A 24,324-nucleotide genomic window follows, 5' to 3' on the forward strand; every position below is an offset into this window, starting at 1 on the left:
TCATTGACATGCTGGTCATCGGCTGATGATATGCTTCAGATTTCCAGACATGCGGTGACGATACTGGGGCTAGCAGCAGTTCTTCACACAAATATTAAGGTTGCCAATGAAGAACACGCCTAAAGAACCGCCAGGAGCGGGACTTCCTTCAAGTATCGAGCCAACGCCCCCAGGGCGAACCGCCTTGCAGACACGCAAAGCAGGCGGATGGCAACGCCACGTCATCTTTGTCAGGCTTCAGAAATATCTCGATGATCGCGTCAGATCGTTCCTCCAATTTCAATCCGGCAGGGCAGCGGCGACGTCTCGCGCATGCCCGATATCGGGTCTCCGCGACCAAGGCAGGCTCCCCCTCATGACACCGACAACTTGCACGATGACATCGAACCTTTTCCGCGGCCCCCGGCAGCCTGTTTCTGCAACCATCGCGCAAGGGGAGGCTCGCTCGTGAAATCGCTGAAAAACTGGATCGTCGCGATCGTTGTCATTGCTGTCATTGCCGCCGCCTATTACGCCTTGCGCATTTATGATGGAGGGGGGCTGCCGGCCGGGATCGCCGGCGGAAACGGCCGCATCGAGGCGACCGAAATCGACATTTCCACGAAGACCCCCGGACGCATCAAGGAGATTCTGGTCGACGAAGGCGCGTTCGTCAGCGCAGGCCAGGTGCTCGCCGTCATGGATACCCAGCAGCTCGAGGCGCAGAAAAAGCAGGCCGAGGCCTCGCTGCAGCGCGCGGTGATCAGCGTCGATACCGCAAAAAGCCTTCTGTCCCAGCGCGAGGCGGAGCGGGAAGCTGCCGCTGCGGTGATCGGCCAGCGCGAAGCTGAACAGGACGCCGCAGAGCGGAAACTCGCCCGCACCGAACAGTTGATCAGAACCAATACGACCTCGCAGCAGACGCTTGATGACGACCGCGCGGCAGCGCAAAGAGCACGCGCAGCCGTTGCGGCGGCAAAGGCGTCGCTGTCCGCCTCAGAGGCTGCCATCGGCGCGGCCAAGGCCCAGATCATCGATGCGGAGGCCTCCGTCGTGGCGGCCCAGGCAGCGATTGAAAGCATCGTCGCGGATATCAACGACAGCACGCTGAGGTCGCCGCGAGAAGGCCGTGTGCAATATCGCGTCGCGCAGCCCGGTGAAGTGCTGTCGTCAGGAGGCCGCGTCCTCAACATCGTCGATCTGAGCGACGTTTACATGACCTTCTTCCTGCCGACCGAGCAGGCGGGCCGCATTCAGATCGGATCCGAAGTTCGTCTGGTTCTCGACGCCGCTCCCCAGTACGTCATCCCCGCTACGGCAAGCTTCGTGGCGGACGTCGCACAGTTCACGCCGAAGACGGTCGAGACCGAGGAGGAGCGCCAGAAGCTGATGTTCCGCATCAGGGCCAAGATATCCCCCGACCTGCTGCGCGAGCATATCCAGTATGTCAAGACAGGGCTTCCTGGCATGGCCTATGTCCGCATCGCACAGGATGCCGAATGGCCCGCTCACCTCACCGAGGCTCTGGTCAAATGAGCAGCCTTTCGCCAGGAGAGCACGATGCAAAGACGCTCTCTCCCCCTGTTGTGACGGTCAAGGCTGTCAGTCTGTCCTATGGCAAGACGCGGGCGCTCGACGCCGTCAGTCTCGACATTCCTGCCGGGATCATGGTCGGATTGATCGGTCCCGACGGTGTCGGAAAATCCAGTCTGCTCAGCCTGATCGCCGGCGCTCACAAGATCCAGGACGGCCATGTCGAGGTTCTGGGCGGCGACATCGCCAGCAAGAAGCATCGTGACCGGACCTGCCCACAGATCGCCTACATGCCGCAGGGTCTCGGCAAGAACCTCTACCCGACGCTTTCCGTCTTCGAGAATATCGAATTCTTCGCGCGGCTGTTCGGGCAGGACAAGCGCGAGCGCGAGCAGCGCATCGGCGACCTGCTCGAGCGCACCGGGCTGGCGCCCTTCCCTGACAGACCGGCCGGCAAACTCTCCGGCGGCATGAAACAGAAGGTCGGGCTCTGCTGCGCGCTGATCCATGACCCCGATCTTCTGATTCTCGACGAACCCACCACCGGCGTGGATCCGCTGTCGCGCCGGCAGTTCTGGGAGCTGATCGACGATATCCGCCGCGACCGCCCGTCGATGAGCGTGATCGTTGCGACCGCCTATATGGAGGAGGCACAGCGCTTCGACTGGCTGGTGGCCATGGATGACGGCAAGATCCTTGCGACCGGCACGCCCGACGAGTTGCTCGCGCGAACGGGTGCCGCCAACCTCGATGCCGCTTTCGTCGCGCTCCTTCCGGAAGAGCGACGTCGCGGCCACCACGAGGTCGTCATACCGCCCCGATCCGAGGAGAACCAGGCCGACTTCGCCATCGAAGCCGAACACTTGACCATGCGTTTTGGGGATTTTACCGCGGTCGACAATGTCAGCTTCCAGATCCCGCGCGGTGAAATCTTCGGGTTCCTCGGCTCCAATGGCTGCGGCAAGACCACCACGATGAAGATGCTGACCGGCCTTCTGCCGGCAAGCGAAGGCACCGCGAAGCTGTTCGGCCACGAGGTCGACCCCAATGATATCGAGGTGAGGCGCAAGGTCGGCTATATGAGCCAGGCCTTTTCGCTCTACAGCGAACTCACGGTTCGCCAGAACCTCGATCTGCATGCGCGGCTGTTCAACCTGCCACCCGACGAAATCCCGGCGCGCATCGCCGAGATGGCCGAACGCTTCGATCTCAACGAGATCATGGATGCCCTGCCCGATGCGCTGCCACTCGGAATCCGGCAGAGACTGTCCCTTGCCGTGGCGATGATCCACGCCCCCGACATCCTGATCCTCGACGAACCGACATCGGGGGTCGATCCGGTGGCGCGGGACGGGTTCTGGCAGATCCTCTCCGACCTGTCGCGCAAGGACGGCGTCACCATCTTCGTTTCGACCCATTTCATGAACGAAGCCGAGCTTTGCGACCGTATCTCGCTCATGCATGCCGGCAAGGTTCTCGTCAGCGATACGCCGCGCGCCATTGTCGAAAAGCGGTCCGCCGGGACATTGGAAGAGGCCTTCATTTCCTACCTGGAAGAGGCCATCGGTGAGGCTTCAGCTGCGCCCGCCCCAATCGCGCAGCGTGAAGAGGCGGATGAAGTCATCGCCCCCCAAGCGGCTTCATCCGCCAACTCCACCTTCAACCTGCGCCGCATGTTTGCCTATACCCGGCGTGAGGCGCTGGAACTGCGCCGCGATCCGATCCGCGGGACGCTCGCCATCCTTGGCAGTGTCATCCTCATGTTCGTCGTCGGATTTGGCATCAACATGGATGTCGAAAACCTGGCGTTTGCCGTTCTCGACCGGGACGACACGACGATCAGCCGCGACTACACGCTTCAGATCGCCGGATCGCGCTATTTCACGGAGAAGGCGCCGATCATCGACTACAATGACCTCGACCGGCGCATGCGCAACGGCGAACTCAGCCTCGCCTTGGAGATACCGCCAGGCTTCGGGCGCGATGTCGCGCGCGGCAGCAAGGTCGAGATCGGCGCCTGGATCGACGGCGCGATGCCTTCACGAGCCGAAACGGTGCGGGGCTATGTGCAGGGCATGCATCAGACATGGCTGACCCAGAAGGCGCGTGAACTCTACGGAGACGCGGCAACGACCGGCAACTTCCAGATCGCCCTTCGCTACCGCTACAATCCGAGTGTCGAGAGCCTCAAAGCCATGGTGCCGGCCGTCATTCCGCTGCTTTTGATGATGATCCCGGCCATGCTCGCGGTTTTGAGCGTGGTGCGCGAAAAGGAACTGGGGTCGATCATCAACTTCTACGTGACGCCCGTCACCCGCATCGAGTTCCTGCTCGGCAAGCAGTTGCCTTATATCGCGCTCGCCATGCTCAACTTCTTCATGTTGACGGCATTCGCAGTCTTCATCTTCGATGTACCGCTGACCGGCAGCTTCCTGACGCTGACGGGTGCGGCTCTTCTGTACGTCACGGCGGCGACCGGGCTCGGACTGCTGATCTCCACCTTCATGAGCAGCCAGATCGCCGCGATTTTCGCAACCGCGCTGATCACGCTCATTCCGGCCGTCCAATATTCCGGCATGATCGATCCGGTGTCGTCCCTTCAGGGAGCAGGCGCCTATATCGGCCAGATCTATCCGACGACCTATTTCGTGACGATCGCGCGGGGCACGTTCTCCAAGGCGCTGGAGTTCAAGGATCTTGCGGCGTCTTTCATTCCGCTGCTGATCGCTGTCCCGGTTCTTCTTGCCAGTGGCGCGGCGCTCCTCAAGAAACAGGCGGGGTGATCCATGCGCTTGGCCAATATCGCCCAACTCGGCGTCAAGGAGCTCCGCGGTCTCGCCCGAGACCCGATGCTCGTCGTCCTGATCCTTTATGCCTTCACCCTGTCAGTCTATACGGCATCGACCTCCATGCCCGAGACGCTCAACAAGGCTGCCATCGCCATCGTCGATGAGGACCAGTCACCCGTCTCGTCCCGCATCCTGACCGCCTTCTACCCGCCGTATTTTTCCATCCCGAAGATCATATCGCAGCACGACATGGACAGCCGCATGGATGCGGGCATCGATACCTTCGCCCTCGACATCCCGCCTAATTTCCAGCGCGATCTGCTCGCCGGCAGAGCGCCCACGATCCAGCTCAATGTCGATGCTACACGCATGTCGCAGGCATTCAGCGGCGGCGGCTATATCCAGTCCATCATCTCCAGCGAAGTCAGCGAATATCTCAACCGCTACAGGGGAGGAAGCGACGTTCCCGTCGATCTCACTCTGCGTTCCCGCTTCAACCAGGAGCTCAACAAGGGCTGGTTCGGCGCCATCACCAATGTGATCTCGTCGATCACCATGCTCTCGATCGTGCTGACCGGTGCGGCCCTGATACGCGAACGCGAACATGGTACGATCGAGCACCTGCTTGTGATGCCGGTGACGCCGACGGAGATCATGCTGAGCAAGATCTGGTCGATGGGGCTCGTCGTCCTTGTCGCTTCGGCCGTGTCGATCGTGTTCGTGGTGCAGGGCGTTCTCCAGGTGCCGATCCAGGGTTCTGTCGGTCTTTTTCTCGCAGGCGCGGCGCTGCAACTCATCGCCACCACATGCATGGGGATCTTCCTGGCGACGGTCGCCGGTTCCATGCCGCAGTTCGGCCTGCTGCTGATGCTGGTCCTGCTTCCACTTCAGGTCCTGTCGGGCGGCGTCACGCCGCGCGAAAGCATGCCGCTGATCATCCAGGATATCATGCTGGCGGCGCCTAACACTCACTTCGTGATCCTGGCTCAGTCCATTCTGTTTCGCGGAGCGGGCTTCGACGTTGTCTGGCCGCAGTTGCTGGCGCTGGTGCTGATTAGCGCGGCGCTTTTCGTCCTTGCCCTGCGCCGCTTCCGAAGCTTCCTGCGATAGGCAAAGGTTGGGCCACGATGACCGTGAGACGTAATCCGAGCCGCTTTAATTGAAAGGCATACCATTCAATCCGCAACAGGAGAAAACCTAGCCATGCAAGAACACATGAGGGCTGCGGTCGTTCATGAATTCGGTGCGCCGCTGACGATTGAAAGCGTTCGGGTACCCGTGCCCGGACCTGGGGAACTGCTGGTCAAAGTGATGGCCTGTGGCGTGTGCCATACCGATCTGCACGCCGCCTCCGGCGACTGGCCGGTCAAACCATCCCCGCCCTTCATTCCCGGCCACGAGGTTGCCGGTACCGTGGCGGCCATCGGCCCGGGCGTGACGGACTTTACGATCGGCGATGCGGTCGGCATCGCATGGCTGCACGACGCATGCATGCGATGCGAACACTGCGAGACGGGTTGGGAAACGCTTTGCGAACATCAGCACAACACGGGTTACAGCTGTGATGGAGGTTTCGCGGAATATGCGATCGCCAACGCTGCATTCGCCGCAAGACTGCCCGGCAATGTCGATTTCACAGCCGTGGCGCCCATACTGTGCGCGGGCGTGACGACCTACAAGGGGCTCAAGGAAACCGAAGTCCGACCCGGCCAGTGGGTGGCGATCTCGGGCATCGGTGGCTTGGGCCAGGTTGCCATCCAGTACGCCAAGGCAATGGGATTGAAGGTGCTTGCATTGGATGTCGCACCTGAAAAGCTTGCTCTGGCCAGGCAAACCGGTGCCGATCTGGCTCTCGATGCGCGGAGTCCCGATGCGGTTACTGACGCGCTTCAGGCGACAAATGGCGGCGCACACGGCGTTCTGGTCACCGCCGTATCACCGCCAGCATTCTCGCAGGCGCTTCAGCTAGTTCGACGAAAAGGCACCGTTGCCCTCGTTGGACTGCCACCTGGTGAGTTCCCGACGCCTATCTTCGATGTCGTCTTGAAGCGCATTACCGTGCGGGGCTCCATCGTCGGCACACGCCGGGATCTGGATGAGGCAATCGCCTTCTTTGCCGAAGGCAAAGTCAAGGCGCATGTCACCTCGGCGCCGCTCGAGGACATCAACCGGGTTTTTGGGGAGTTGAAAGCTGGCCGTGTTGAAGGCCGCGTCGTGCTCGACATGACAGGCAAAGCCGCCTGATCAGATCAAGGCGCGTTTCAAATGGGGATGAGCATGAGTGCGTCTGACACCATGGCCCGCGACGTCGCCAAGATCAGTGTGGATGCTCATGTGCGCCACGCTATTTCGCTCAGCGTTTGCCGTCTGGCAGCACCCTCAGCGCCTCAAGAAGGATTGGAACGGCTATGACGATAGACCCGCCTCCGGCACCGCTTCATCTCGAGCACATTATCGCAGAAACAGTGACGGCGGATATGCGTGATGCCTTACGCCTTTCTGCCGCTCGCGTTTGGAATACGGGAGAGATTGCCTTCGGCGGCGATGTCGGCTTTGCGATTGATTCAATCGCGCAATCGTTGATGTCGACGAGCCAGGACGTCGTTCGGCTTCTGATACAAGAATGGAGGAACGAGTCTGATTTCGTTGCCATGCCGGCCTGCAACGAGAAGACTATCGGATCCGACGTCTCAGAAGCATTCCTATTAGATAGCCCGTTCCAAATTCAATGATATTGTAAGGACCGACTATGACTGAAACCCGAAGCAACGCGGCTCCAGAGCTCAGCGCCAATGAACTCCACAAGATTGACGGTTGGTGGCGAGCAGCGAATTATCTGAATGTGGCGCAGATCTATTTGTTGGCCAATCCTCTGCTGCGCGAGAAGCTGACCGTCGATCATATCAAGCCACGCCTGCTCGGGCACTGGGGTACATCCCCCGGCTTGAACCTAATCTACGCGCATATGAACCGGCTGATCAAGAAATACGACCTGAACGCGATCTACATGGCCGGTCCCGGACATGGTGGGCCGGCGCTTGTTGCCAACGTCTATCTCGAAGGCAGCTATTCAGAGCTTTATCCGGAGGTGACCCAGGACGAAGCCGGTCTCCTTCGTCTCTTCCGGCAGTTTTCGACGCCAGGCGGCGTTCCAAGCCACGTCAGCGTACCGACGCCCGGATCTATCCATGAAGGCGGCGAACTGGGCTATGTGCTCGTCCACGCCTTCGGCGCCGTCATGGACAACCCGGGTTTGCTTGTTACTGCAGTCGTCGGCGACGGAGAGGCCGAGACCGGTCCCCTCGCCGGCAGCTGGAAAAGCATCGACTTCATCAATCCAACCCGGGATGGGGCCGTGCTGCCGATCCTGCATTTGAATGGCTATAAAATCGCCGGTCCCACGGTGCTGGCCCGCCACAGCGACGAGGATCTCGCCAAATTCTTCGAGGGGCAAGGGTATGAGCCGCATTTCGTCGAAGGCGATGTGCCGGAGATCGTGCATCAGATATTCTCGAAAACCTTGGAAGAGGCTGTCCTCAGGATCCGCCAGATCCAGTTATCGGCGCGCTCAGGAGAGATTCGCGGACGACCACGCTGGCCGATGATCGTGATGCGCACACCAAAGGGGTGGACAGGCCCGAAGATCGTCGACGGCCTGCCGATCGAGGGCACTTTCCGGGCGCACCAGGTGCCGGTTTCGGAAGTGCTGACCAAACCCGACCATCTGCGCATTCTCGAAGACTGGATGCGCAGCTACAAGCCAGAAGAGCTGTTCGACGAGAATGGCGCATTTCGGCCTGAGTATGCCGAACTCGCTCCGGCAGGTGAACGGCGCATGGGAGCAAATCCCCACGCCAATGGCGGTAAACTCTCCATCCCATTGAAACTGCCGGATTTCGAGGATTATGCGGTGAAGTTCGACGAAAGAGCCAAACTGCGTGCCGGTTCGACATCTCGTCTAGGGGAATACCTTCGCGATATCTACAAAAGCAATCCCGACAACTTCCGCCTGTTCTGCCCCGACGAAACAAACTCAAACCGCCTCGGCGCTGTCTTTGAGGTCTCTGATCGCTGCCTGGTCAGTGAAATCCTGCCTGGCGACGATCATATCTCGCCGGAAGGCCGCATCATGGAGGTGCTCAGCGAGCATTGCTGCCACGGGTGGCTGGAAGGCTACACGCTGACCGGTCGGCACGGCCTGTTTGCCACCTATGAGGCGTTTGCCATGGTTGTGGACTCGATGTCGATGCAACATGGCAAATGGATGGAGCACGCTAAGCACGTGCCCTGGAGAGCCGACATCCCGTCACTGAACTACTTGCTGACCTCGACGTGCTGGCGAAACGACCACAACGGCTTCAGCCACCAGGGTCCGGGTTTCATCGACACTGTCATCCACCGCAAGCCGGCTGTTGCCCGCGTCTACCTGCCACCGGATGCCAACTGCCTTCTGTCGGTCGCTGACCATTGCTTCCGCAGCTACAATTATCTCAACCTCGTTGTTATCGACAAACAGCCTCAGTTGCAGTGGTTGACGATGGAAGAGGCTAAAGCACATTGCGCCAAGGGCGCGGGCGTGTGGGACATGTATAGCAATCAGCCGGAAGAGCCTGACGTGGTTCTCGCCTGTGCGGGCGACATTCCGACACAGGAAACGATAGCCGCTGCCTGGATCCTGCGCGAGCTTGCTCCCGATCTAAAGGTGCGTGTCGTCAACGTCGTCGATCTCATGCGGGTGTGCCCGGCTGATCGTCATCCACACGGGATGAGTGATACGGAGTTCACCGAGATCTTCACCACGACTGCGCCCGTGATCTTCGCCTTCCACGGCTATCCAGGTGTCATCCACGATCTTCTTCACGGGCGCCAGGCGCATGACCGGTTTCATGTGCGCGGCTATCTTGAAGAGGGCACGACAACGACACCCTTCGACATGGTGGTTCTCAACAAGATCAGCCGGCTGCATCTCTGCCTCGACGTAATGCGTTACGTGCCGGCCATGATGGAGAAGAACGCCGATCTCGCCGCGCATTGTACCGGCCTGCTTCGCGAACACGAGATCTACATTCGTAAGCATTTCGACGATCTTCCCGAGATCAAGGACTGGGTATGGTCGGAGCGGTCCGTTTCCGCTCATCAGTGAATAGGAGACGAAAACGTGTTTGCGAAAGACATCATGACCAGAAAGGTCAGGACCATCCACTCGACCAACAGCGTTCGTACGGCGATCGAGCTGATGGTGAACGAGGGTATCAGCGGCATTCCGGTGGTGGATGAAAACGACGTCGTCACCGGCATAATTACCGAAGGCGACTTGTTGCGGCGTGTGGAATTCGGCGCAGGTGCCAAGCGTGAGAACCCGGTGCGCGACACGCCCCTGCGTGACCTCGAAACGTATATCAAGGGTCACAGCTGGCGGGTGGGCGATCTCATGTCCACGCAGGTCGTTACTGTGACCAGCGATGCGTCGGTCGCAACGGTGGCCGAGTTGCTATTCCGGTACAAGATCAAGCGCGTACCGGTGGTGGAAGATGACCGGCTGGTCGGACTCGTTAGCCGAGTCGATCTTCTTCGGTCAATCGTCGATATACGATCAGATGCAATCGCCTCCGGGGAAGAGGCGATGGAGCGTGCCATCAGAGCCCGTCTCAACGCAGACCTGGGCATTGACAAGGAGCGGGTTTCAGTTTCAGTCCATGGCGGATGCATCTACCTAGATGGCAATGTCACCGACAATCTCGAAAAGCGCGCGGTCCAGGTGCTCATCGAGAATATCCAGGGCGGCTATAGCTTCGTCAATCGCTTGTCAGTCTCCCCTTAATTTTAACGAACTGCCAGGTGGCCGCCTTGAGGCCATGAAATGACAAAATTATCATCGCCGACTCGCGCCATGCCCACAGCTGGGAAAGGCACGTCGGCCGTCGTCAGAGGAGGCGCTAACGTCGGTTCCGTAACGTAAGATAGCTTCGGAAAGTAGGGCTAAACGCTTATGTCCCTGTGCCACAAAGTTCGATGGTGTAGTGGGGGTCTGACCTTGGAGTCGTCCGCAGCCGTAGCGCGATAGCTGTGAGGTCTCCACTCCGTTATCCGGGTCGATGAGGAGGGAGCCAGATGGAGACGTACGAGTACTTCACCGCTACCGTTGCCGCGTCGCCCCATGCAGGTACTCGGGGCTGTCTATGGCTGCTGCATCGATCCATCGTGCCGTGGGGACCACAACGATCAGCAGCGAAAGGTCGGATACATACTCCCTTCCGCTTCAGCTCCTCAAGCGCGAGCAGCGTACGCGCTTAGGCTATCGCTGCGTTGTTGAGGCTGAAGTGGGCCCAAGCGGATCGGCGCCGACGCGTTCCGGAACAGCCAATCTTTGAGACGGGAAGCATCAATTCCTTCTGGCCCCGCACGTCTTTCTCCATTCGTAACCGCACGAGGCGGGCGTGTCGCAAAGTTTTTCGGCGGGCGCAGTCATGCCGTAACGGGCTGCATTTTCATGCTTTGTTAACTTTTTGAAGTCCGAAGAGGCATGCGATGAGATCATTCTGGTCGTTGACAGACCAGCCGCCGGAAAAGCCGAAGCCCTTCCGCAGCCACAGCATGGCTTCGAACCCGGCGATCGTTCGCCTCGCGGTGTTGAACGTTCGGAAGCCGCCCACCTTGGGCATGTTCTTCTTCACCCGGAAGTGATCGCTTTCAATGCCTTGCTGCAAATGCTTGGTGACGTAATGGACCGGGTCCGGCGGGAGAAGCCTTTCCTCCACACCGTTCTTGATTGCAGGCGGAAAGGTTCCAGCGCCATCGGTGCCGATCTTGCCGGGTGAGAGCAACGGTTCGTCCTTCAACATCTTGCGGAAGAAGCGTTTGGCGGCATCCCGATCACGCCTTGCGGTCAGCAGGAAGTCCACCGGATTGCCGTGTTTGTCGATGGCGCGATAAAGATAACGCCACTGGCCCCGGATTTTGATGTAGGTTTCGTCGATCCGGATTGAACCACAATGCGGCTTTCGAAAGCGTCTCAGCCGCTTTTCGATCATCGGCGCATAGGCCAGAACCCACCGGTTGATGCTGCTATGATCCACGTCGAAACCGCGCTCTTTGAACATTTCTTCCAGATCGCGATAGCTCAACGGGTAACGCAAATACCACGACACCGCCTGAATAATCAGCCATGCCTCGAATTGCCGTCCTTTGAAATCGTCCTTCGACCGGCGCTTCAGCTTTTCGACAATGGCATTGAGAATCATAAATCCGCACTCCAACAAATCGGAGCGCCTTTTCATCACCGAAATCTCAAGTCAGCGTTAACGAAAAACTTTGCGACACGCCCCCCAATCCTCCCGGGGACCTCCTGTCGACACATCCTTGCGCTCGGCAATGTTATATGGGATATGGATAATCCTCTTGTAGGATATCTGTCAACACATTGAGCGCGGGAAGATCGGATATGAAAATGGCATTCTTCGGCGTTGGTCACTGGCACGCAGGAATGCATGCTGAAGCGGCCAAGGCTGCGGGCGCAGAAATTGTCGCGGCCTGGGATGAGGTATCGACCCACGCCACGGCGTTCGCCGACACATACGGCGGCAGGGCGACTGCCAGTGTTGATGAGGCAATAGCAGCGAAACCCGAGTTGGCCGTGGTCATGGGGCGCCCGGCGGAAATGGCCGAGATGGCAAGCCGGTTTGTTTCGGCCGGGATACCGATGCTGATCGAAAAGCCCGTCGGTGTTTCCGGAGCGGTGCTGAAGCCGATCGCCGATTTGGCTGAGCGACATGGATCGTTTGTTTCGGTCGCCCTTGCGCACCGTTTCAGCCCACTGCTGGCTGAGGTCTCGGCGCTGCGCCAAGCGGATCGGCTCGGCGAGGTTTCGCACTCGCATTTCAGGCTGATCAACGGGCCTCCACAGCGCTATGTCGATGACGGCTGCGGTTGGGTGCTCGACGCCTCGATCAGCGGCGGCGGCGCTTTGCGCAATCTTGGCATCCACGGCGTGAACGCCTTCGTCAATCTCTCCGGTGGACAGAACATCGACGTCGAGAGTGTCAGCTTCGGCCGGCAGCTGCATGGCACGTCAGTCGAGGATTACGCTCTCGTCGTTCTTCGAGCCGCAGACGGGAGCATCGGGCTTGTGGAGGCCGGCTATACCTTCGCTTCGATGACGCAAGGGATCTTCGAGTGGCGCGTGTCGGCGAGGAATGCGAGCCTGACTGACTTTGGCGGGCATCTGCAGGTCGCTACCCTGGACGACGGCAAGGTTCGCGACGTTGCCGCAACTCCGGTGGCGCGCCGCTACGACAACGTGATGGCCGATACGATCGACCGCCTCGAGAGCGGAAAGAAACCCGCCGTAACGCTCCAGGATCACTGGCGGGCGATGGACATCATTGACCGCTGCTATGCAATGGCAAAGAAGGAAGCTTGAACATGCTGGGCGTTGGTATCATCGGAGCAGGGTATTTTGGTGCGGCGCACGCCCGCGCGCTTCAAAAAGCAGGGACGGCCCGGCTGGTCGCTTCCTGCCGCAACGATGCGATCGGACTGAAGGCTTTCACGTCTGAATTCGGCGGCAAAGCCTATGTCGATTACCACGATTTGCTCGCCGACGGCGAGGTCGATGCGGTGGTGGTCGCCTTGCCGCACCATCTCCACACCGATGTAGCACTGGCGGCAGCCGAGGCCGGCAAGCACATCATGATCGAAAAACCGATCGCGCCGACGGTTGCGCAGTGCCGCCAAGTTCTCAGCGCCGCAGCCAAGGCTGGAGTAACGCTGATGCCCGGCCATACGATGCGGTTCACTCTTCCTTTCCTTGCTGCCCGTCGCATCATCGACAGCGGCGAAATCGGCGGCATGCGATTTGGTTCAAGCCGCATGATCAAGCTATGGATGGAAGAAAACCGTCGCGACTGGCATCTCGACGCCACCACCGGCGGCGGCATGCTCTTTACCGCTGGTATCCACGCGCTCGATCGGCTGCTGGCATTCGCCGGTCGCCGTGCTACGCACGTCAGCGCCGTCACCGCGACGGCCTTCCACAAGCAAAACGCCGATGATGTAGCGCTGATGCTCATCCGTTTCGGTGACGACACGGCGGGACAGGTCGCGAGCATCGGCTACCGCGACGGGGCCTTCATTTCTGGCGACGAGATCGTCTGCGACGGCGGCGTGCTTGCCGTCGATTTCTTCAAGGGCGTGACGCTTGGGCGCCGCATGCACTGGGAGCCGCTCGACAACTCGATGGAGCCGGATATCGCCGGGCAGGCATTAGTGCGTCAATGGCAGGCATTTGCCGAAGCCGTGGCATCAGGCTGCGAGCCCCCGGTCACCGGTGAGGACGGATTACATGTTGTCGCCTGTATCGAGGCTGCGTTCAAAGCTTCGCGGGAACGGCGTGAAGTCGCCATCGAAGGGTGAGGGCGGTCCTTGCCCCGGTCACGGGGCAAGGATGTCGCGCACGGTAAGATCGTCGTCGAGATGAACGAACTCAGCCGCTGCGCCGGGCTCAATGCGGCCGCGGCGGCCGTCGCCGATCAGCTCGGCGGGATAGAGCGAGGCCATGCGCAACACCTCTTCCACACTCAGCCCGAGATTCGCCACGGCAAAGCGAACGGTAGCCGACATGTCGATGTCGGCGCCGGCCAGCGTTCCGTCGGAAAGCGTCAGTCGACCATCGCGGCGGTGGACCGTGCGCTGGTTAAGCACGAAGCTGTCCCCTTCCATGCCGACCGATGCCATCGCGTCGGTGACAAGATAGAGACGCCCGGGCGCTCGTTTGGCGGCCAAAGCGGCTCGCAGACTTTCCGGATGGACATGGTGGCCGTCGGCGATGATACCCGCTGAAACCGTCGGTGACGCGAGAACCGCCCCCACCACGCCGGGATCACGGTTTCCAAGCTGGGTCATGGCGTTGAACAGATGAGTGGCCGAACGTGCGCCTGCGTCGATGGCCGCCATCGTGGAATCGTAGTCCGCGTCCGTATGGCCGAGGCTGACAATTACCCCCGCTTCAGCCAGGCGGCGGATCAACCGCGGTCCGACCTGCTCGACCGCGACGGTGACCAGGAGGACACCGATGCGTTCGCGGGCGCTGATCAGCTGCTCGACATCCGCATCGCTCATCGGTCGCATCAGTTCAGCCAGATGCGCACCCTTTCGCGCCGGGGCAAGATGCGGCCCTTCCAGGTGCAAGCCGAGAACGCCGGGCACGTTTCCAACCGCTTGTGCGGCGGCTTCGATCGCGGCGTCAGTGATGGCCTTGGTATCGGTGATCAGGGTGGGCAGGAGGCCGGTTGTTCCAAAGGGACGATGTGCCGCGGCGATGGCAGCCATGGTTGCGGCGCTCGGGCCGTCATTCAGCATCACACCGCCGCCGCCATTGACTTGCAGGTCGATGAAGCCCGGCGCAACGACGCCGATCCCGAGATCGCGAACGAAGCAGTCTGCCGGGATTTCTGCACGAGAAGCGAGGTCGACAACCATGCCATCGCGAATGAGAATTGCGGCCTCGTCGCGCATCGCGTTGCCGTCGAATATTCTCGCGGCGGTAAGTGCGGTAATGGTCATCACACGGTTTCCGTAACCTTGCACAGGTTGACCGGCCGGTCGGGATCGAACCCGCAGCGACGGCAGACCCGCTCGATCAGCACGTAGAACGAAACGATCATCGACAGCCCGTCCAGGAACGCATGGCCGGTCGATGCGACCGGCAAGTTCGTGCCCGGTGCGCTTGCCGTAGCCGCCGAAAAGACGCGGCCCCCGGCCGCTGCGATGCGATCAAGGCCGGCGCGGCCGACGTCGGCTGCGGCATCCTCGGGAAGGAGGGCAAGAACCGGGAAGCCGTTCTGGACGAGCCGCAACGGGCCGTGCATGACCTCAGCGGACGAAAAAGCCTCGGCGTGGATCGCGGCCACTTCCTTGCTTTTGAGTGCGGCCTCCTGTGCAACCGCGTAGGCGGGGCCCCGGCCCAGTACATAAAGTGAATCGCATGCCGTCAGCATCTCCTCGGCGGCCGACCAGTCGGCGTCGAGCGCCTTTGCCAGTGCGTCCGGCAGGTTGCGAAGAGCGGCAACGAGTTCCTGGTCGCCGGTCCAGCCTGCGGTAATGGCCGCGCCCGCCACTGCCGCCGCAATGAAGGATTTTGTGGCGGCAACGCTTTTTTCCGGTCCCGCCTCGAGCGGCACCACAATATCGGCACCCCTGGCCGCCGGACTCTCGACGACGTTGACCATGGCGATCGTCAGCGCTCCGGATGCCTTGGCACTGGCCTGCAGAGCGACCAGATCAGGGCTCTTGCCGGATTGAGAGACGGTGACGAGTGCTGCCCGTGACAGCTGCAGCGGCGCGCGGTAAACTGACGCCACAGAGGGCCCGATCGACACAACAGGGGTGCCCGTCTCTATCTCGAGCATGTACTTCAGGTAGCTGGCTGCGTGGTCGGAGGAACCGCGCGCGCAGGTGGCGACCAGCGGGGGCGCAAGTTTCGACAGTCTCCTGCCGAGGGCAAGCATTGACTCCAGTCGCGTATCGAGGAGACGTGCGATGGTCGCGGGCGTCTCTCTGGTTTCGCTTGCCATGGCACTCGTTTGATCGGTCAACAAAGCTCTCCTGCAACGCGGGTTTCAACATCGAGGTCATCGCGGATGCAGGCCTTGAAATGACCCGGCGCGACTTCGCGTAATTGTGGAACCGCTGCGGCACAGGCATCGAGCGCCTTCGGGCAACGGGTACGGAAGACGCAGCCGCTCGGCGGGTTGGCCGGACTCGGAATGTCACCCTTGAGGATCTGGCGCTCGGTCCTGGCGTCCGGATCCGGGGAGGGGATGGCCGACATCAGCGCCCGCGTGTAGGGGTGTTGCGGGCGAGCGTAGAGTTCCTCGCTGGTGGCGATCTCCATGATGCGGCCGAGATAGAGCACGATAACGCGGTCACAGATGTACTCGACCACCGCGAGATCGTGCGAGATGAACAGCATGGTCAGTCCGAGGCGCTGCTGCAGATCGCGCAAAAGGTTGACGACCTGCGCCTGGATTGACACGTCGAGTGCCGAGACCGGTTCGTCAGCAACGATGAATTCAGGCGCAAGCGTCAGCGCCCGGGCAATGCCGATGCGCTGGCGTTGGCCGCCTGAGAATTCGTGGGCGTAGCGGTTCAGGGCATCCTGCGGCAGCTCCACTTGCTCCAGCGCCTTGCGCGCGCGTTCGACGCGCTCCTGCTTGGTGCCGATGCCTTGAATTTTCAGGCCCTCCGTCAGGATCTCGCCGATGGTCATGCGCGGCGACAGCGAGGCGTAGGGGTCCTGGAAGATGTACTGCATGCGTGGGCGCTGGCGCCGCATTTCTCTGTTGGAGAGCTTGATCAAATCAGCGCCGTCGAAGACGACCTCGCCCGATGACGGCTCGATGAGCCGCAGCACCGAGCGGCCGATGGTGGTCTTGCCGCTGCCGGATTCGCCGACGAGGCCGACCACCTCACCCTTGGCGATGTCGAAGGAGATGTTGTCCAGGATCTTCAGCGTGGCACTGCGCGTCTGGTAGTGCTTGGCGAGGCCACGGACGGAGAGGAGAGGAGCGGTGGTCATGCGGCGATCTCCTGCCAGCGGATGCAGCGGCTGCCATGGGCTTCGTTGACGGCGGCAAGTTCGGGCACGGCTCTGCTACAGGCATCAATCGCAAAGGGACACCGCGGGGCGAAGGCACAGCCGGTTGGCATGTTGGCAAGGCTCGGCACCATGCCTGGAATGGCGTTCAGCTTTTCGCCGTTGCGCTTCATCTCGGTCGCAGCACCCAGCCGCGGCATCGATTTGAGGAGGCCCATCGTGTAGGGGTGGAGCGGGTTGCGGAAAACCTCGGCGACGGGACCAGTTTCGACGATGCGACCGGCGTACATGACCGCAACCCGCTGGGCAATCTCGGCGACGACGCCGAGATTGTGGGTGACGAACAGCATGCCCATGCCGCGCTCGCGCTGCAGTTTCTGCAGGAGATCGAGGATCTGCGCCTGGATGGTGACGTCGAGCGCGGTGGTCGGCTCGTCGGCGATGAGGAGCGTCGGATCGCAGGCGAGTGCCATGGCGATGGTGGCACGCTGGCGCATGCCGCCCGACATCTCGTGCGGATATTGTCCGGCGCGGCGACGGGCATCCGGAATGCCGACCTTGTCGAGCAGGGTCACGGCCGCCGCAAGGGCTTCGCGCTTGCCGGTGCTCCGGTGGACGCGCAGCGATTCCGAGATCTGGTCGCCAACGGTGAAGACCGGATTGAGGCTGGTCATCGGTTCCTGGAAGACCATGCCGATGTCGTTGCCCCGGATCTGGCGCATCGACTCCTCGTCGAGCTTGACGAGGTCCTTGAGCTTGCCGTCTTTGCCGCGGAACAGCACCTCGCCAGCGTCGATCGAGCCGATATTTCTTGCGAGAAGCCGCATCACCGACAGGCTGGTCACCGACTTGCCTGAACCCGACTCGCCGACCAGCGCCACCGTCTCGCCGGGACGGATGACGAGATTGACGCCGTCGACGGCAGCGATCTCCCGGCCGCGCACGCGGAAGACGGTTTTCAGGCCTCTGATCTCGAGAATGGGTTCGAGCGTCATCGGCAGCCTCAGCCGAGCAGGCCGACGGAACGCAGGATCTCGTCGACCTTGCGCGCCTCGGCGTCGTTGAGCGGCGCGCGCGGACGTGCCATGACGTTGGTGGAGATGACGCCCAGGCTGCGCATCGCGGTCTTGAAGCCGCCGACGCCGGTAGCCCCGCCGCTGACGCGGCCGGATGCGACCCAGACGATCTCGAACAGGCGGCACAGCCGCTCCTGTTCCTTACGGGCCGCATCCCAGTCGCCCTTCCGGGCGTGGTTCCAGAGGCGGACGTAACCGGCCGGGTCGACATTGGCGAGCCCGGGAACGACGCCATGCGCACCCATGTGCAAGGCGCTATCGACGACGATCTCTGAACCCGTCATCAGGAATACGTCCTTGTTGCCGGCCAGATCGCTAAGCGCATAACGGAAGTTACCGTCGTCGCCGGAGGAGTCCTTGACGCCAATGATCGTACCCTCGTTGGCCAGCGTCACCACTGTCTGGCGGGAGAGCTTGGTGTGGACGCAGACCGGAATGTCATAGGCGATGAGCGGCACGTCCACGGCGTCGCGGATCATGCGGAAGTGATCGATGGTCTCTGCCTGGTTGGTGAGGGTGTAGAAAGGCGCGGTGACAACCACGGCGTCGGCGCCGACCTCCCTGGCAGTGCGGGCGTGGCGGATGACACGGTCGGTCGTCGGGTCAATGACGCCGGCGATGACAGGCACGCGGCCGTTGGCGACCTTGACGGTGTGCTCGAGGATCTTGCGTCGTTCGGCGTCGTCGTAAAACACCACTTCGCTGGTCGAGCCGAGGGCGAACAGGCCATGGCAACCGTTGTCGATCAGATAGTCGAGAACACGCGTGTAGGAGGCGTAGTCGACCGAGAAATCGTCGTTGAGGGGGGTGACGACAGGAGGAACGACACCGAAGAACTTGGACATGATGCTTCTCTTTCAGGGTTTCAATTGAGTTCGGCGCGCGGGTCGAAGGCATCCCTAAGGCCGTCGCCGATGAAATTGATGGCAAGGACGGCCAGCACGAGCGCGCCACCCGGGAATAGCCATTGCCAGGGGAACTGCTCGAGCACCGCCGTGGAGCGCGCCGCATTGAGCATGTTGCCCCAGCTTGCGGCCGGCGGCGGCACGCCAAGGCCGAGGAAGGAGAGACCCGCCTCCAGCAGGATCGCATTGGCGACCTGCAGGGTGGCGTAGACGACCAGGATGTCGATCGAGTTGGGAAGGCCGTGTCGGAACAGCAGATGCCCGATGCCGGCACCCATGCCGCGCGATGCCATGACGAATTCGCGTTCGCGCAGTTCGAGCAGGCGGGCGCGGATCATGCGCGACAGGACCGGCCACGACAGCAATGCGATGACGACGACGGTCGACCAGATACCGGATCCGACGATGGAAGCGAGCACCAGAAGGAAGATCACCGGCGGCAGCGTCATCGCGAGGTCGACGCTGCGCATGGAGATGGCGTCAGCCCAGGAACCGCCGAAGGCGGAGATGGCCCCGACGAAGAAGCCGATGGCTGTCGACAGGACGACCGAGGAGACCGCGACAAGCAGCGAGATGCGGCCACCTTCGAGTGTGCGGGCAAGCACGTCGCGGCCGACGCCGTCGGTACCGAACCAGTGCTTCCATGACGGCGCGGCGTTCATGGCCAACAGGTCGATGTCGTTGGGCCTGTAGGGAAACCACAGCGGATAGGTCAGCACCGCAACGAGCAAGGGCAGCAGCAGCGCAATGCCGAACAGGGCCGCCCGGTTCTGGGCGAAGCGGTTGGTGGCGCGGGCCAGCGGGCCGGGAGAGGAATGGGCGATTACACTCATGTCAGGACACCTTGATGCGCGGATCGATGACCGCATAGGCAAGGTCGGTCAGGATGTTGACGACGATAACGCAGGCGCCGATGACAAGCGTCGCACCCATGATGACGGGGTAGTCGCGCGTCTCGACTGCGCTGATCAGCAAAAGGCCCATGCCCGGCCAGTTGAATACGCTTTCGATGAAGATGGCGCCGCCGACGGCAAGGCCGATGGTCGAGCCGATGAGGGTAACGACCGGCAACAGCGCGTTGCGCAGTGCATGCTTGGTCACGACCCAGAATTCCTTGACACCCTTGGCGCGGGCGGTCCGGACATAGTCCTGGTTCAGAACCTCGAGCATCGAGGCGCGCATGTAGCGCATGATCAATGCGGCATGGCCGATGGAGAGGACGAACGCCGGCAGGATCAAGTGATGCATTAGATCCCCGAGCGAGAAGTCGGTCGCGGGCGTCAGCATTCCGCCGGAAGGTGCCCATCTCAGCCGCACGGAGAATACGTAGAGCCGAGCAGCGCGGTGAGGAAGGCAGGGCTCGAAATTCCGAGCAGCGCGAGCACCGAGAAGGAATAGTCGGGCAGCGAGTTGCGACGCACGGCGCTGACGATACCGGAAGCGATGCCCACGACGATGGCGATGGCGAGGCCCGCTCCCATGAGCAATAGGGTCGGGCCGATGCGCGAGGCGATCAGACCGCTGACGGTCTCGTTGAAGCGCTGAAGCGAATGGCCGAGGTTGCCCTGAACAGCCTGCGACAGCCAGGCGAGGTACTGGACAGGCAGTGGCTTGTCGAGGCCCAGTTGCGCGCGCAAGGCGTCCATCGCCTCCTTCGACATGGCGACATTAGGATCGATATAGGCGTCGATCGGGTCGCCCGGCGTCAGCTGCAGCAGCACGAAGATGAGTATCGTCAGCGCGAGCAGCATACCGAGCCCGATCAACAGGCGATGGAGACAATAGCGAAGCATACGGGTTCAGTGCTCTTTCCGGGCGTGATTCCAAACAGGAACGGGACGGCCATTGAATGGCCGCCCTCCGAGTGGAAGTTGGCCTATTCGGCGATCGACCACTTTCAGGGTGGGCCTGGTAAGGGCCGCCGGCGGGAGCCGGAGTCCAGACGAAGTCTTAAGCTTGGCGGAGGCCACGCCGTAGCGGTTGGCGACCCACATCGTGCCCCACGGCAGGTTGGCGTTGGTGGCCTTGCAGACGTCCTGGTAGCGGGCATCACGCTTGGAGGCGTCCGTTTCGGCCAGGGCCGCGTCGAGCGCATTGGTGACGTCCGGCATGCGGATACGCATGAGGTTGGCGCCCGCCGGGGGATCTGCTTCTCGTTGAGGCCGATGTTGATGTTGGAGGCATCGGGACCGTTCTGCAGACCGGCGTAGATCAGCGGGAAGTCGCCGGCATTGCCCGACTGCTGGTAGACGATCGAGTTGTAGGTCGGGGTGTCGACGGCGCGCGGTACGATGTTGATGCCGACCTGGGCGAGCATCGCCTGCATGGCGGCCAGCACGTGGTCACCAGCGGCGAGTTGTAGTAGGTCAGGATCGTGATCGGCTTGTCGCCGTTGATCTTGTCCAGCCGGCCTCGGCCAGCAGTTCTTTGCCTTTCCGGATCGTAGGCGTATTGGTCGATGCCTTCGGGGACCAGACGATCGGCCACGTAGACGCAGTTCGCCGGTTTGGCGGCACCGCCGTAGAGGCTCTGGATGATGGCGTTGCGGTCGATGGCGTGCATGAAGGCCTGACGGACCTTCAGGTCCTTCCACAGCAGCACTTCCTGGTTGAAGCCGACATAGTTGACGACATAGGAGTCGCCCTCGATCACCTTGAAGGCAGTGTCGTCATTGAAGGTCGAGACGTCGTTGGAATCGACATAGGTGAACTGGATCTCGCCTGAGCGCAGCGCGGCGATGGCGGCTGCCGGGTTGGCGAAGTAGCGGTGATCAACTTCTCGGCCGCCGGCTGCCACCGCGATAGTCGGGATTGGCGGCGAGCTCGACATACTGGTCGGTGACGTATTGGTGAACTTGAACGGGCCGGTACCGATAGGCAAGTCGACCACCAGGCGTTCTTGGCGATCTGCTCGGCCGGGATCGAGGCCAGCGCATGCTCGGGCAACATCATCACCTTGGTAAGTGTGTCGAGCATGCTCGGCGTCGCTGCCGAGAGCTTGACCACCACGGTGCGGTCGTCTGGGGTCTCGACGCCTCGATGGCGCCAAGACGGGCGGCGAATACCGAGCCCGCCTTCTCGTTCTTGGCAAGCTCGATGGTGAACTTCACATCCTTTGACGTGAAGGGCTTGCCGTCGTGCCACTTGGTGTCGGCGAGCTTGAAGGTATAGACCTTCTGATCAGCGCTCACATCATAGGACTCGGCCAGCGCACCAATGACGTTAGCGAGCTTTTCGTCATAGATAACCAGCGGCTCGTAGTAGGTGACAAGCCACGTGAAGCCGCCGGTCGCCGCAAGCGGATTGAAGTTGCCCTGGAAACCGCCGGGGCCGACGTCGAAGCCGCCGGAGATGGTGCGCCTTCGGCGAGGGCCGGGGTAAACGTTGCGCCAACGCCGCCGAAAAGCGCCACCGACAAGGCGAGTGCTGAGATCGTCGTTCTGAACTTCATGTATTCCTCCCTTTTGATGAACTGGTCTTGTTTTCGTCGATCACGCGACCGATCCCGGCATAATGCTTATCAAGGCGGTCTTTAGCGGCGGCGAGGTCGCCAGCTTCGACGGCATCGACAATCGCCGCATGTTCGCGCCAGGTCTGCATTGGATCGGCATTGTTGAGATTGACGAAATCGGATGCCTTGTAGAAGGCGAGCCAGAACACCTCGATCAGGCGCAGCAGCACCTCGTTGTCCTGGCAACGAAACAAAAGCTGATGGAAGCGGCGATCTTCGTCGGGAAAGCTCTCGCCCCGCTCGGCCCGCTCACGCATCCTGTCCAACGTCTCGCGCAATTCACGAATGTCTTGTGGACCAATTGCGTCGAGCGTCTTTTCAATCAGCCCGACTTCAAGCGTCCTCCGGATTGTGATGACTTCCTCGATCTGTTTGAGCGCACTGCCCAGACCATAGGCCAGGTCTCCAGCAAGGGCTCGAACGAGAAGGCCTTCACAAGACGCCGATTCCGCGCCGCGACTCCAAAACGCCCACCGATTCTAGCGCCTTGATGCCCTCGCGAACCGAATTGCGGCTGACGCCGAGCTGATTTGCAAGCTCACCCTCTGGCGGCAAAGGCGCACCTGCTTCGAGGCCGTTGTCGTCAATATATGAGCGAAGGCTCTCCTGCACGATACGTGCAGGAGCGGCGCTCTCTTCAGCGGCTTGATCGATTTCAAATTCATTGTCGTCTCCGGTTGCTCGTTTCCGGGCGGAAAATAGCAACTATTGGTTAATTACCCACTTGTAGGATATCTGTCAATAGGATATTCGTTCTTCCGTTTTCCACCCATTAGAACACAGCAATGTTCGACCGCCACAAAGATGCTTCCCGCAAACGACCCGCCTGCGGCTGCAGGATCGATGTTCGCCGACGCCAGTGTTGCGTGACCGCATCATCGATAGTCGTGCCCCTCTCGACCAGGGAGCGGGGATAATGACGGGAGCGCCTGACCTCTCGCGATCTGACTGCGCGACTGCAGGGTGGCCTTATCGTTTCCTGCCAGCCCGTGCCTGGCGGTCCGTTCGACACCGTCGATGCAGTTGCTGCCTATGCCCGTGTCGCCGAAGCCGGCGGCGCCGTCGGCCTGCGTGTCGAAGGTGTGCGCAATGTCGAAGGTGCGGTCGGCGCCAGCCGACTGCCGGTGGTCGGCCTGATCAAGCGCGACCTTGACGACAGCGCCGTACGCATCACCCCGTATGACGAGGATGTAGAGGCGTTGGTGCGTGCCGGCGCTACGGTTGTCGCCGTTGACGCCACCGACAGGCCGCGGCCGGTTCCAGCGCAGCTGATCGCCACCATCAAGCGGCTTGGCGCGATCGCCATGGCCGATATCGCGACGCAAGCCGAGGCGGGCCGGCTGGCGGCCGGCGCCGACATCACCGCACCACCATGTCAGGCTACAACCGGACCGGACCGGCTCCAACGATGCCGGACATTGAGCTTATCCGTGCTTGTTCAACGCTCGGACGCCCCGTGCTGGCCGAGGCCGGTACAATTCCCCTCATCTCGCCGCCGCCGCCATCCGCGCCGGTGCTTTGCCGTCGTCGTCGGCTCCGCGATCACCCGGCCCGAGCACATCGTCAGCTGGTTCAAAGAGGCCGTCGAAGTCGCTGCCCGGCCGTCTGAACCTGTTCTGGCTTTTGACATCGGAGGCACCAAGACACTCGCCGCCCTGGTACGGGGCAGCAAGGTTCTTGACCGCAAGCTCATGGCGACCCGCCGCGACATCGGCGCGCCCGGCTGGATCGCGGAACTCGTCGCCATGGCGGATGGCTGGCGGGGCAAATACGCCAGTGCCGCCGCCGCCGTTACGGGCCTTGTCGTTGATGGCAAATGGTCGTCGCTCAATCCTGGCACACTGGTTATTCCGGACAACTATCCGATCACCCGAAAACTCAGTGATGCGCTTGGTGTGCCGGTTGAAGTGGTCAACGATGCGCAGGCAGCGGCGTGGGGC

At 61.4% G+C, this 24,324-nt stretch carries 19 protein-coding genes and 3 pseudogenes; 10 read left to right on the forward strand and 12 right to left on the reverse strand.

The window, feature by feature from the left end; translation table 11 throughout:
• Positions 1 to 447 precede the first annotated feature (447 nt).
• The 7 genes from EGT36_RS30235 (at position 448) to EGT36_RS30265 (ending at position 10,122) form a co-directional block, all read left to right on the forward strand.
• Entirely contained in the window at positions 448 to 1,515 is a 1,068-nt protein-coding gene (locus EGT36_RS30235; protein WP_035226460.1) for an HlyD family secretion protein, read from the forward strand.
• Positions 1,512 to 4,295 carry a ribosome-associated ATPase/putative transporter RbbA gene (rbbA, locus tag EGT36_RS30240; protein WP_035226462.1) on the forward strand — a complete coding sequence of 928 codons (2,784 nt, stop codon included), beginning with the start codon at positions 1,512 to 1,514 and terminating at the stop codon, positions 4,293 to 4,295. Before EGT36_RS30235 ends, rbbA begins: the two co-directional genes overlap by 4 nt.
• Before the next feature lie 3 nt (positions 4,296 to 4,298).
• Complete coding sequence (locus EGT36_RS30245; RefSeq protein ID WP_035226464.1) at positions 4,299 to 5,411, forward strand: ABC transporter permease; 1,113 nt, start codon at positions 4,299 to 4,301, stop codon at positions 5,409 to 5,411.
• Positions 5,412 to 5,504: 93 nt separating this feature from the next.
• Positions 5,505 to 6,545 (forward strand): alcohol dehydrogenase AdhP, encoded by a 1,041-nt coding sequence (gene adhP, locus EGT36_RS30250; RefSeq protein WP_035226466.1) that lies wholly within the window; start codon positions 5,505 to 5,507, stop codon positions 6,543 to 6,545.
• Between the two features lie 164 nt (positions 6,546 to 6,709).
• Positions 6,710 to 7,033 carry a hypothetical protein gene (locus EGT36_RS30255; RefSeq protein WP_035226469.1) on the forward strand — a complete coding sequence of 108 codons (324 nt, stop codon included), beginning with the start codon at positions 6,710 to 6,712 and terminating at the stop codon, positions 7,031 to 7,033.
• Positions 7,034 to 7,050: 17 nt separating this feature from the next.
• Positions 7,051 to 9,444 (forward strand): phosphoketolase family protein, encoded by a 2,394-nt coding sequence (locus tag EGT36_RS30260; protein ID WP_035226471.1) that lies wholly within the window; start codon positions 7,051 to 7,053, stop codon positions 9,442 to 9,444.
• A 33-nt stretch (positions 9,445 to 9,477) separates the two neighbouring features.
• Positions 9,478 to 10,122 (forward strand): CBS domain-containing protein, encoded by a 645-nt coding sequence (locus EGT36_RS30265; protein ID WP_286084382.1) that lies wholly within the window; start codon positions 9,478 to 9,480, stop codon positions 10,120 to 10,122.
• A gap of 667 nt (positions 10,123 to 10,789) precedes the next feature.
• Here EGT36_RS30265 and EGT36_RS30270 read toward each other — a convergent pair.
• Positions 10,790 to 11,542 carry an IS6 family transposase gene (locus tag EGT36_RS30270; protein ID WP_035226475.1) on the reverse strand — a complete coding sequence of 251 codons (753 nt, stop codon included), beginning with the start codon at positions 11,540 to 11,542 and terminating at the stop codon, positions 10,790 to 10,792.
• A 200-nt stretch (positions 11,543 to 11,742) separates the two neighbouring features.
• Between EGT36_RS30270 and EGT36_RS30275 the strand changes: the two genes are divergently transcribed.
• The gene (locus EGT36_RS30275; protein WP_035226480.1) at positions 11,743 to 12,720 is read left to right on the forward strand and encodes a Gfo/Idh/MocA family protein; all 978 of its coding nucleotides are present in this window, start codon (positions 11,743 to 11,745) and stop codon (positions 12,718 to 12,720) included.
• 2 nt (positions 12,721 to 12,722) lie between these two features.
• The gene (locus tag EGT36_RS30280) at positions 12,723 to 13,712 is read left to right on the forward strand and encodes a Gfo/Idh/MocA family protein (protein WP_035226482.1); all 990 of its coding nucleotides are present in this window, start codon (positions 12,723 to 12,725) and stop codon (positions 13,710 to 13,712) included.
• 18 nt (positions 13,713 to 13,730) lie between these two features.
• Here the strand turns inward: EGT36_RS30280 and nagA are convergent, their stop codons facing one another.
• From nagA to EGT36_RS30325, 11 genes and pseudogenes are all read right to left on the reverse strand, one after another.
• Positions 13,731 to 14,861 carry an N-acetylglucosamine-6-phosphate deacetylase gene (gene nagA, locus EGT36_RS30285; RefSeq protein WP_035226484.1) on the reverse strand — a complete coding sequence of 377 codons (1,131 nt, stop codon included), beginning with the start codon at positions 14,859 to 14,861 and terminating at the stop codon, positions 13,731 to 13,733.
• Positions 14,861 to 15,892, reverse strand: a complete 1,032-nt coding sequence (locus EGT36_RS30290) for an SIS domain-containing protein (RefSeq protein ID WP_035226486.1) — start codon at positions 15,890 to 15,892, stop codon at positions 14,861 to 14,863. The genes nagA and EGT36_RS30290 overlap by 1 nt, the downstream gene beginning before the upstream one ends.
• The gene (locus EGT36_RS30295) at positions 15,889 to 16,875 is read right to left on the reverse strand and encodes an ABC transporter ATP-binding protein (RefSeq protein WP_035226488.1); all 987 of its coding nucleotides are present in this window, start codon (positions 16,873 to 16,875) and stop codon (positions 15,889 to 15,891) included. Before EGT36_RS30295 ends, EGT36_RS30290 begins: the two co-directional genes overlap by 4 nt.
• The gene (locus EGT36_RS30300; RefSeq protein ID WP_035226491.1) at positions 16,872 to 17,888 is read right to left on the reverse strand and encodes an ABC transporter ATP-binding protein; all 1,017 of its coding nucleotides are present in this window, start codon (positions 17,886 to 17,888) and stop codon (positions 16,872 to 16,874) included. The genes EGT36_RS30295 and EGT36_RS30300 overlap by 4 nt, the downstream gene beginning before the upstream one ends.
• 8 nt (positions 17,889 to 17,896) lie before the next feature.
• Complete coding sequence (locus tag EGT36_RS30305; protein ID WP_035226493.1) at positions 17,897 to 18,814, reverse strand: dihydrodipicolinate synthase family protein; 918 nt, start codon at positions 18,812 to 18,814, stop codon at positions 17,897 to 17,899.
• Between the two features lie 20 nt (positions 18,815 to 18,834).
• Positions 18,835 to 19,743 carry an ABC transporter permease gene (locus tag EGT36_RS30310; protein WP_125271719.1) on the reverse strand — a complete coding sequence of 303 codons (909 nt, stop codon included), beginning with the start codon at positions 19,741 to 19,743 and terminating at the stop codon, positions 18,835 to 18,837.
• Positions 19,709 to 20,667: pseudogene (locus tag EGT36_RS30315) on the reverse strand (ABC transporter permease). Before EGT36_RS30315 ends, EGT36_RS30310 begins: the two are co-directional and overlap by 35 nt.
• Before the next feature lie 6 nt (positions 20,668 to 20,673).
• Positions 20,674 to 20,997, reverse strand: coding sequence for a hypothetical protein (locus EGT36_RS31265; RefSeq protein WP_286084388.1), 324 nt, complete (start codon positions 20,995 to 20,997; stop codon positions 20,674 to 20,676).
• An 88-nt stretch (positions 20,998 to 21,085) separates the two neighbouring features.
• The gene (locus EGT36_RS31270; protein WP_286084389.1) at positions 21,086 to 21,754 is read right to left on the reverse strand and encodes an ABC transporter substrate-binding protein; all 669 of its coding nucleotides are present in this window, start codon (positions 21,752 to 21,754) and stop codon (positions 21,086 to 21,088) included.
• A gap of 70 nt (positions 21,755 to 21,824) precedes the next feature.
• Entirely contained in the window at positions 21,825 to 22,064 is a 240-nt protein-coding gene (locus tag EGT36_RS31275; RefSeq protein ID WP_286084390.1) for an ABC transporter substrate-binding protein, read from the reverse strand.
• Between the two features lie 256 nt (positions 22,065 to 22,320).
• Positions 22,321 to 23,049: pseudogene (locus EGT36_RS30325) on the reverse strand (FadR/GntR family transcriptional regulator).
• 264 nt (positions 23,050 to 23,313) lie between these two features.
• Here EGT36_RS30325 and EGT36_RS30330 point away from each other — a divergent pair.
• Positions 23,314 to 24,324, forward strand: a pseudogene (locus EGT36_RS30330) (putative N-acetylmannosamine-6-phosphate 2-epimerase); the annotation flags it as partial.

This window comes from Agrobacterium sp. FDAARGOS_525, assembly GCF_003938925.1.
GTDB classification, from domain to species: Bacteria; Pseudomonadota; Alphaproteobacteria; order Rhizobiales; family Rhizobiaceae; genus Agrobacterium; species Agrobacterium pusense.